General features: G+C 52.5%; 1 rRNA gene. It reads left to right on the top strand.

Annotation, left to right across the window (positions count from 1 at the left end):
* Positions 1-34 precede the first annotated feature (34 nt).
* A 23S ribosomal RNA gene (locus NWP14_RS27715) occupies positions 35-1,629 on the top strand; the annotation flags it as partial.

The following is a 1,629-nucleotide window of genomic DNA, read 5'->3' as shown; positions in this document are numbered from 1 at the left end:
GCGGACTGTTTTACGAAACAGCTTCGGGTTGTGAGGTTAAGCGACTAAGCGTACACGGTGGATGCCCTGGCAGTCAGAGGCGATGAAGGACGTGCTAATCTGCGATAAGCGTCGGTAAGGTGATATGAACCGTTATAACCGGCGATTTCCGAATGGGGAAACCCAGTGTGATTCGTCACACTATCGTTAAGTGAATACATAGCTTAACGAAGCGAACCGGGGGAACTGAAACATCTAAGTACCCCGAGGAAAAGAAATCAACCGAGATTCCCCCAGTAGCGGCGAGCGAACGGGGAGCAGCCCAGAACCTGAATCAGTTTGTGTGTTAGTGGAAGCGTCTGGAAAGTCGCAGGGTACAGGGTGATACTCCCGTACACTAAAATGCACAGGCTGTGAGTTCGAAGAGTAGGGCGGGACACGTGGTATCCTGTCTGAATATGGGGGGACCATCCTCCAAGGCTAAATACTCCTGACTGACCGATAGTGAACCAGTACCGTGAGGGAAAGGCGAAAAGAACCCCGGCGAGGGGAGTGAAACAGAACCTGAAACCGTGTACGTACAAGCAGTGGGAGCCTACTAGTTAGGTGACTGCGTACCTTTTGTATAATGGGTCAGCGACTTATATTCTGTAGCAAGGTTAACCGTATAGGGGAGCCGCAGGGAAACCGAGTCTTAACTGGGCGTTAAGTTGCAGGGTATAGACCCGAAACCCGGTGATCTAGCCATGGGCAGGTTGAAGGTTGGGTAACACTAACTGGAGGACCGAACCGACTAATGTTGAAAAATTAGCGGATGACTTGTGGCTGGGGGTGAAAGGCCAATCAAACCGGGAGATAGCTGGTTCTCCCCGAAAGCTATTTAGGTAGCGCCTCGTGAACTCATCTTCGGGGGTAGAGCACTGTTTCGGCTAGGGGGTCATCCCGACTTACCAACCCGATGCAAACTACGAATACCGAAGAATGTTATCACGGGAGACACACGGCGGGTGCTAACGTCCGTCGTGAAGAGGGAAACAACCCAGACCGCCAGCTAAGGTCCCAAAGTCATGGTTAAGTGGGAAACGATGTGGGAAGGCACAGACAGCCAGGATGTTGGCTTAGAAGCAGCCATCATTTAAAGAAAGCGTAATAGCTCACTGGTCGAGTCGGCCTGCGCGGAAGATGTAACGGGGCTAAACCATGCACCGAAGCTGCGGCAGCGACGCTTATGCGTTGTTGGGTAGGGGAGCGTTCTGTAAGCCGTTGAAGGTGGCCTGTGAGGGTTGCTGGAGGTATCAGAAGTGCGAATGCTGACATAAGTAACGATAAAGCGGGTGAAAAGCCCGCTCGCCGGAAGACCAAGGGTTCCTGTCCAACGTTAATCGGGGCAGGGTGAGTCGACCCCTAAGGCGAGGCCGAAAGGCGTAGTCGATGGGAAACAGGTTAATATTCCTGTACTCGGTGTTACTGCGAAGGGGGGACGGAGAAGGCTATGTTGGCCGGGCGACGGTTGTCCCGGTTTAAGCATGTAGGCGGAGAGTTTAGGTAAATCCGGACTCTTGTTAACGCTGAGGTGTGATGACGAGGCACTACGGTGCTGAAGTAACAAATGCCCTGCTTCCAGGAAAAGCCTCTAAGCATCAGGTAACA

The organism is Klebsiella sp. C349492, assembly GCF_042055345.1.
In the GTDB taxonomy this organism is placed as follows: domain Bacteria; phylum Pseudomonadota; class Gammaproteobacteria; order Enterobacterales; family Enterobacteriaceae; genus Klebsiella; species Klebsiella scottii.
The sequence above is the reverse complement of the archived record's forward strand: the minus strand, read 5'-3'. Positions and strand labels throughout refer to the sequence as shown.